Below are 5,019 nucleotides of genomic sequence, written 5' to 3'. Positions count from 1 at the left end.
GCGCTCGGCTGGCCCTGCGCGGCGGTCGGTGCCGCCCCGGGGGTTCCGGCGACGGTCCGGGTCACGTCGGGCTTGTCGGGCGTGGGAAAGAATTTCTCGGAGACGAAATTCCAGCCGATCAGGATTGCCACCGACAGCAGGATGGCCGTGATCATGTTACGCTTGTCGTCCACGCTCGTTGGTCTCTCTTCGTATCAAATATTATCGGGAAATGCCGTGCCTATGGCACGGGGTCGTAGCCATGACCCCCCCAAGGATGGCAGCGCAATAGCCGCTTTGTCGCCAACCAGCCACCCTTGATCGCACCATGGCGCTGGAGCGCGGTGATCGCATAGGCGCTGCACGATGGCGCGTAGCGACAGGTGGGCGGAAGGATGCGCGAAGGGCCGATTTGCCATCCGCGCGCGATCAGGATGAGCAATTTCGCGATCATGCCGGTTTCGCGAGCTTCTTTGCCGCGCGCTTCAATGCCGAATCGAGATGCTCGCCAAGGTCGGCGAAGACGATATCGTTGCCGCCCGGCCGACCGATCAGCACATGGTCGGCGCCGGCGATGCCCGATTCGGGCAGCATGGCGCGCGCAAGTTCGCGAAAGCGCCGCTTCATCCGGTTGCGCGTGACGGCGTTGCCGACCTTCTTGCTGACCGTATAGCCGATGCCCGGCGCATCGTCGCCGTCGCCGCGATGGCGGACGAGCAGGACAAAGCCGGGCATGGGAAAGCGAAGGCCGCGATTCGCGGCCAGAAATTCGCTACGTTTTGAAAGCGTTCGCACCAGTGTTACTGGCGCAGAAGCGTCAGCGATCAGGCCGACAGCTTCTTGCGGCCCTGGGCGCGGCGGTTGGCGAGAACCTTGCGGCCGCCGACAGTCGCCTTGCGGGCGCGGAAACCGTGGCGACGCTTGCGAACGAGGCGGCTCGGTTGATAGGTACGCTTCATCGCGGTATCCCCAAATTCTCTCAAAAGGCTCTAACAGAAAAGGGCCGCCAAACGTGGGCGGCCACTGATGGGGGCGCGGATAAGCGAGAGTCGGGGCAAAGTCAATTACCATCGCGGCGGTTTTCCGGTGCCTTGCCGTGGAAAGCGGCCTTTTTGATCGCTTCCAGCGCCGCACGTTCGCGTTTCCGCGCCGCGCTCGCGCGCCGCATCACGCGGTCGGTCCACGCAGCATAGCGCGGGTGGCGCCATTTGAAGCGAACATAGATGCGCTTCGCCCACGCGCTGTTCTGCAGGCACAGCATCAGGCCGAGCGGAAAGAGGATGATAAAGCCGGGGCCGGGCAAGATGCCGACGATCGGCGCGATCGCCATCATGAGGAGGCCGAGGATGAACAGCGCCAGCCGGACCTGCGCGGTCGATCGCAATCGCTGATAGAGGCTCCGCTTCGCCATGGAGGCGATGTGGGGGAGGCGGTGGCGTGTTACAAGGATAAAGCAGCGCCCAAAGCGATGCCGCGTCAGTCGAGCGTGACGAAGCGGGCCATGTCGTCGCGTGTCAGATAGCGGACGTCGTCGAACGGCGTGCTGTTGGTCAGCGCGTAAAATTCGCGTGCCTTGGCGTCGTTCAATCCCATTTCACGGTAATAGCCCAGATATTCGGCATGGACCGGGTCGCTCGCCGGATAGTCGTTCGCCTCGCGGCCATATTCGTCGGCCCAGCTATGAACGCCGAATTCGGCATCGGGCGCTGCACGGCGGGTGGTGCCCGCGAGCCACAGCTCGACCGCGCCCGAACGGATCGAGCCGCCCGCCGGAACGACGGTTTCCATGCCCGCGCGGCGGATCGCGCGCGCGAGGACCAGATTGGCTTCCTCGTCGAGGCTGCCGGGGCAGTCGACCATCTCGAGCCGCTGCAGCCCCGGAAAGGCAGCGAGCATCGCCGCGAACTGGCGCGGCGTCGCCGAGGTGACATCGCCCGCCATGCGGACGGTTGCGCGATCGATCACCGAGAAGGGGCCATAGGTCGCCTTGGCATGGCCGAGCGTCGCGAGGTCTGCCGACGGAGCATAGCGTCGGGTCGAGGCGAAACCGGCATCTTCGGCGAGCGCTTCGTCATCCAGCAGCGCAGCATCTTCGTCGATAAATTCCGCGCCGTCGTGATTGCCCGCATCGTCCCAGGTCCAGGTCACCGTGGTGGTGGTGATCGTCATGACCTGCTGCGCCTGCGCCGGCGCGAACGCCAGCACCGCCGCCAAAGCAGCGATAATGAGCGTGCGCAGGAAGGCGGACGGCGAAGCCATGCGCCCGCCTTCGCGCGTGCGCGCCTATCAACTGGCAAACAGGCACCGTCAGCAGCCCGTTAACCCCGTTTCGGGACGCCCGGAATCTCTACCCCGGCCTTCGCCGGGGTAGAGATGGCTCAATCGCGATCGGGGGCGCCGAGCGGGAAGTAGGCGCGATAGGGCCGGGCATCCTCGACGCAGCGCGACACCGACGGATGCGCGAGCAGCCGCGCGCGATAGCCGCGCAGATTCTCGTGCGTCTCCGGGATTTGATGGACCCAGTCAGCATAGAAAAGCGACGGCGCCGCCGCGCAATCGGCGAGCGTGAAGCCATGAGGCGTCGCCCAGCCGCCGCCGGCGAGCTCCTTGTCGAGCCAGCCGTACACGGTTTCGAGCGCGGCCTTCGACTGTTCGACGATCAGCGGCACATGATTTTCGGGTCCCCTGATCGCATCGGCCACCACCGCCTGCATCCGGCCCATGACATGGTTGTCGAAGATGCGGTCGAACAGACGGACCTTCAGCGCCGCGTCGAAATCGGCGGGGATCAGCCGCGGTTCGGGCGCCAGATGGTCGAGATATTCGATGATGATCGACGATTCGAAGTACGGCACGCCGTCGTGGACGAGCAGCGGGAACTGCCCGACCGGCCAATGCGCTCTCAGCTCGGGCATATGCTGCGGAAAGGCCGGGTCGACCGAGCGATATTCGAAATCGATCCCCTTTTCGTACAGCGCGATCAGCGCCTTCCACGTGTAGGAGGAGAAGGGGTGGCCATAATAGACGAGCATCAATTGCTATCCTTGCGCGTCAGCCAGGCGAGCGGCCAGCCGACAAGGAAAATATGCGGGAACAGCGCGATCGCGCCCTTGACGAGGTCGGTCGGCGGAAAGGCCATTCCAAAGCGCAGGGGCAGCACGATCCCGTTCATGATGACGTAGAGCAGCAGCCCGTAGAGCGTGCCGGTCAGCCACCACGGCCATGCCGTCAGCGCGCTCCAGCGGCGTGCGACGAAGAACCATGCCGCGACCATCGCGCCCATGATCGCGAAATGCGTCGCGAGCCCCGCGATGTCGCCGCCGACGCCCCACTGCCGCGCGCCGTCGCCGAACGGCCCGCTCGCGACCGCATGCAGCATGCCGGACACGGTGCCGCCCTGCACCACGCTCGATACCGCCGCATAGACGATGTCGAGCGTGCCGCAGAGCAGCCATGCGAAAACGACCGGTTTCCCCCGCTGAGTCATATCACTCTCCCCTGATCGCGGCCTCGATCGCCGCGATGTCGATCTTTTTCATCGTCATCATCGCGTCGAACGCGCGCTTCGCCGCTGCCTTGTCGGGGTGGGTCATCACGTCAGTCAGCACGCGCGGGGTGATCTGCCAGGACAGGCCCCATTTATCCTTGCACCAGCCGCACATGCTTTCCTCGCCGCCGTTGCCGGTGATCGCGTTCCACAGCCGGTCGGTTTCTTCCTGCGTGTCGGTATGGACCTGAAAGGAAAAGGCCTCGCTGTGCCTGAAGGTCGGCCCGCCGTTGAGCCCGATGCACGGGATGCCGAGCACGGTGAAGTCGACGGTCAGCACATCGCCTTCCTTGCCGCTCGGATTGTCTCCGGGCGCGCGGTGGACGGCGCCGACCTTGCTGTCGGGAAAGAGCGAGGCGTAGAAATGCGCCGCCTCTTCGGCGTCCTTGTCGTACCACAGGCACAGCGTCACGGGATTCCTGCTCATTTCGCCTCTCCTTTTACCGGGCATCCGATCGACCATGTATGGCCGAACGGATCCTTGATCTGACCATAGCGGTCGCCCCAGAACATATTGTCGAGCGGCATGGCGACGCTCGCCCCCGCGGCGACCGCGCGTTCGAACCAGGCATCGGCGTCGTCGACCTGCAGGTGCAGCGTCACCCCGTCGGGGGGACCGCTCTCATTCTCCACATATTCGGGAAATTCGTCGTGCAGCATCAGCGATGCGCCATTCACCGTCAGATGCGCATGCATCAGCCGCACGCCGTCGTCGGCGGGCATGCGCATATTCTCTCTCGCGCCGAACGCCTTGATATAGAAATCGATCGCCTCGCTCGCGCGCTTGTCGGCAATCGCGAGGTGCGGGGTCAGTCCCGTGGCCGGACCCTGATTGTCCATCGTCTCTCTCCCTTATTTCCGCGGGCCGACGAGGCCGAACGACGCGCCCTGCGGGTCGATGCCGTTCATCGCATATTCGCCGCCGGGGATTTCCATCGGTTCGCTGGTGATCGTGCCGCCGTTGGCGGTGATCGCCGCATGCGCGCGATCGATATCGTCGACGCCGATATAAAAGCTCCACACCGGCACCGGATAGCCCTCCATCAACGGCATCACCGCGCCGATCATCACGTCGCCGCGCTGGATGAAGCGGTAGGCGCCGATCGGGCCCATATCCATCTCGCCCTCCTGGCCCCAGCCGAAATGCGTTTTGTAAAAGTCGATGGCGGCGTCGGGGTCGCTCGTCGCGAGTTCGTTCCAGCGCATATGCTGCGCCTCGGTGACCGAAAACACGTCGCTCTCCATGCCCTCCATCCCCTCGGGAGGAATAGGCTTCATGATATAGAAGGGCGCGCCCTGCGGATCGCTGACCATCGCGATGCGCCCGACGGGCAGGTCGGTCGCGGGCATGTGTACCGCGCCGCCGTCGGCCTTGATCGCGTCGATCGCCGCATCGACGTCGGCAACCTCGAGATAGCCCATCCACGCCGGCCGCGCGCCGCCTGCGAGCATGTCGGCGTTCAGCGCGAGCACCCCGCCCGCATTGCCGCCGT

10 protein-coding genes are annotated in these 5,019 nt (G+C 64.9%); all 10 read right to left on the bottom strand.

Features of this window, described 5'->3' with window-relative positions; genetic code table 11:
• Positions 1-220: 220 nt before the first annotated feature.
• Complete coding sequence (gene yidD, locus VN047_RS02100) at positions 221-433, bottom strand: membrane protein insertion efficiency factor YidD (RefSeq protein WP_037517062.1); 213 nt, start codon at positions 431-433, stop codon at positions 221-223.
• On the bottom strand, positions 430-714 hold the full coding sequence (gene rnpA, locus VN047_RS02095; protein WP_414712651.1) for a ribonuclease P protein component: 285 nt from the start codon (positions 712-714) through the stop codon (positions 430-432). The genes yidD and rnpA overlap by 4 nt, the downstream gene beginning before the upstream one ends.
• Before the next feature lie 89 nt (positions 715-803).
• Positions 804-938, bottom strand: a complete 135-nt coding sequence (gene rpmH, locus VN047_RS02090) for a 50S ribosomal protein L34 (protein ID WP_054586364.1) — start codon at positions 936-938, stop codon at positions 804-806.
• A 101-nt stretch (positions 939-1,039) separates the two neighbouring features.
• Complete coding sequence (locus VN047_RS02085) at positions 1,040-1,390, bottom strand: hypothetical protein (RefSeq protein ID WP_325539533.1); 351 nt, start codon at positions 1,388-1,390, stop codon at positions 1,040-1,042.
• 65 nt (positions 1,391-1,455) lie between these two features.
• On the bottom strand, positions 1,456-2,238 hold the full coding sequence (locus VN047_RS02080; RefSeq protein ID WP_325539531.1) for an alpha/beta hydrolase: 783 nt from the start codon (positions 2,236-2,238) through the stop codon (positions 1,456-1,458).
• Positions 2,239-2,357: 119 nt separating this feature from the next.
• Positions 2,358-3,014 carry a glutathione S-transferase family protein gene (locus VN047_RS02075; RefSeq protein WP_325539529.1) on the bottom strand — a complete coding sequence of 219 codons (657 nt, stop codon included), beginning with the start codon at positions 3,012-3,014 and terminating at the stop codon, positions 2,358-2,360.
• Complete coding sequence (locus VN047_RS02070) at positions 3,011-3,466, bottom strand: hypothetical protein (protein WP_325539527.1); 456 nt, start codon at positions 3,464-3,466, stop codon at positions 3,011-3,013. Before VN047_RS02070 ends, VN047_RS02075 begins: the two co-directional genes overlap by 4 nt.
• A 1-nt stretch (position 3,467) precedes the next feature.
• A complete protein-coding gene (locus VN047_RS02065; protein ID WP_325539525.1) occupies positions 3,468-3,953 on the bottom strand; it encodes a VOC family protein in 486 nt (161 codons plus the stop codon).
• A complete protein-coding gene (locus VN047_RS02060; protein ID WP_325539523.1) occupies positions 3,950-4,366 on the bottom strand; it encodes a VOC family protein in 417 nt (138 codons plus the stop codon). The genes VN047_RS02065 and VN047_RS02060 overlap by 4 nt, the downstream gene beginning before the upstream one ends.
• Before the next feature lie 12 nt (positions 4,367-4,378).
• Positions 4,379-5,019: VOC family protein (locus tag VN047_RS02055; RefSeq protein ID WP_325539521.1), on the bottom strand; the 641-nt coding region annotated here is incomplete at its 5' end.

This window comes from Sphingopyxis sp. (genome assembly GCF_035565275.1).
Lineage (GTDB): Bacteria > Pseudomonadota > Alphaproteobacteria > Sphingomonadales > Sphingomonadaceae > Sphingopyxis.
This window is presented reverse-complemented; position numbering and strand designations above follow the sequence as displayed.

Excerpts from the sequence above, each read along its gene's own strand:
- yidD (WP_037517062.1), bottom strand. The coding sequence starts at position 433 with ATGATCGCGAAATTGCTCATCCTGATCGCGCGCGGATGGCAAATCGGC.
- rnpA (WP_414712651.1), bottom strand. The coding sequence starts at position 714 with ATGCCCGGCTTTGTCCTGCTCGTCCGCCATCGCGGCGACGGCGACGAT.
- rpmH (WP_054586364.1), bottom strand. The coding sequence starts at position 938 with ATGAAGCGTACCTATCAACCGAGCCGCCTCGTTCGCAAGCGTCGCCAC.
- VN047_RS02085 (WP_325539533.1), bottom strand. The coding sequence starts at position 1,390 with ATGGCGAAGCGGAGCCTCTATCAGCGATTGCGATCGACCGCGCAGGTC.
- VN047_RS02080 (WP_325539531.1), bottom strand. The coding sequence starts at position 2,238 with ATGGCTTCGCCGTCCGCCTTCCTGCGCACGCTCATTATCGCTGCTTTG.
- VN047_RS02070 (WP_325539527.1), bottom strand. The coding sequence starts at position 3,466 with ATGACTCAGCGGGGGAAACCGGTCGTTTTCGCATGGCTGCTCTGCGGC.
- VN047_RS02065 (WP_325539525.1), bottom strand. The coding sequence starts at position 3,953 with ATGAGCAGGAATCCCGTGACGCTGTGCCTGTGGTACGACAAGGACGCC.
- VN047_RS02060 (WP_325539523.1), bottom strand. The coding sequence starts at position 4,366 with ATGGACAATCAGGGTCCGGCCACGGGACTGACCCCGCACCTCGCGATT.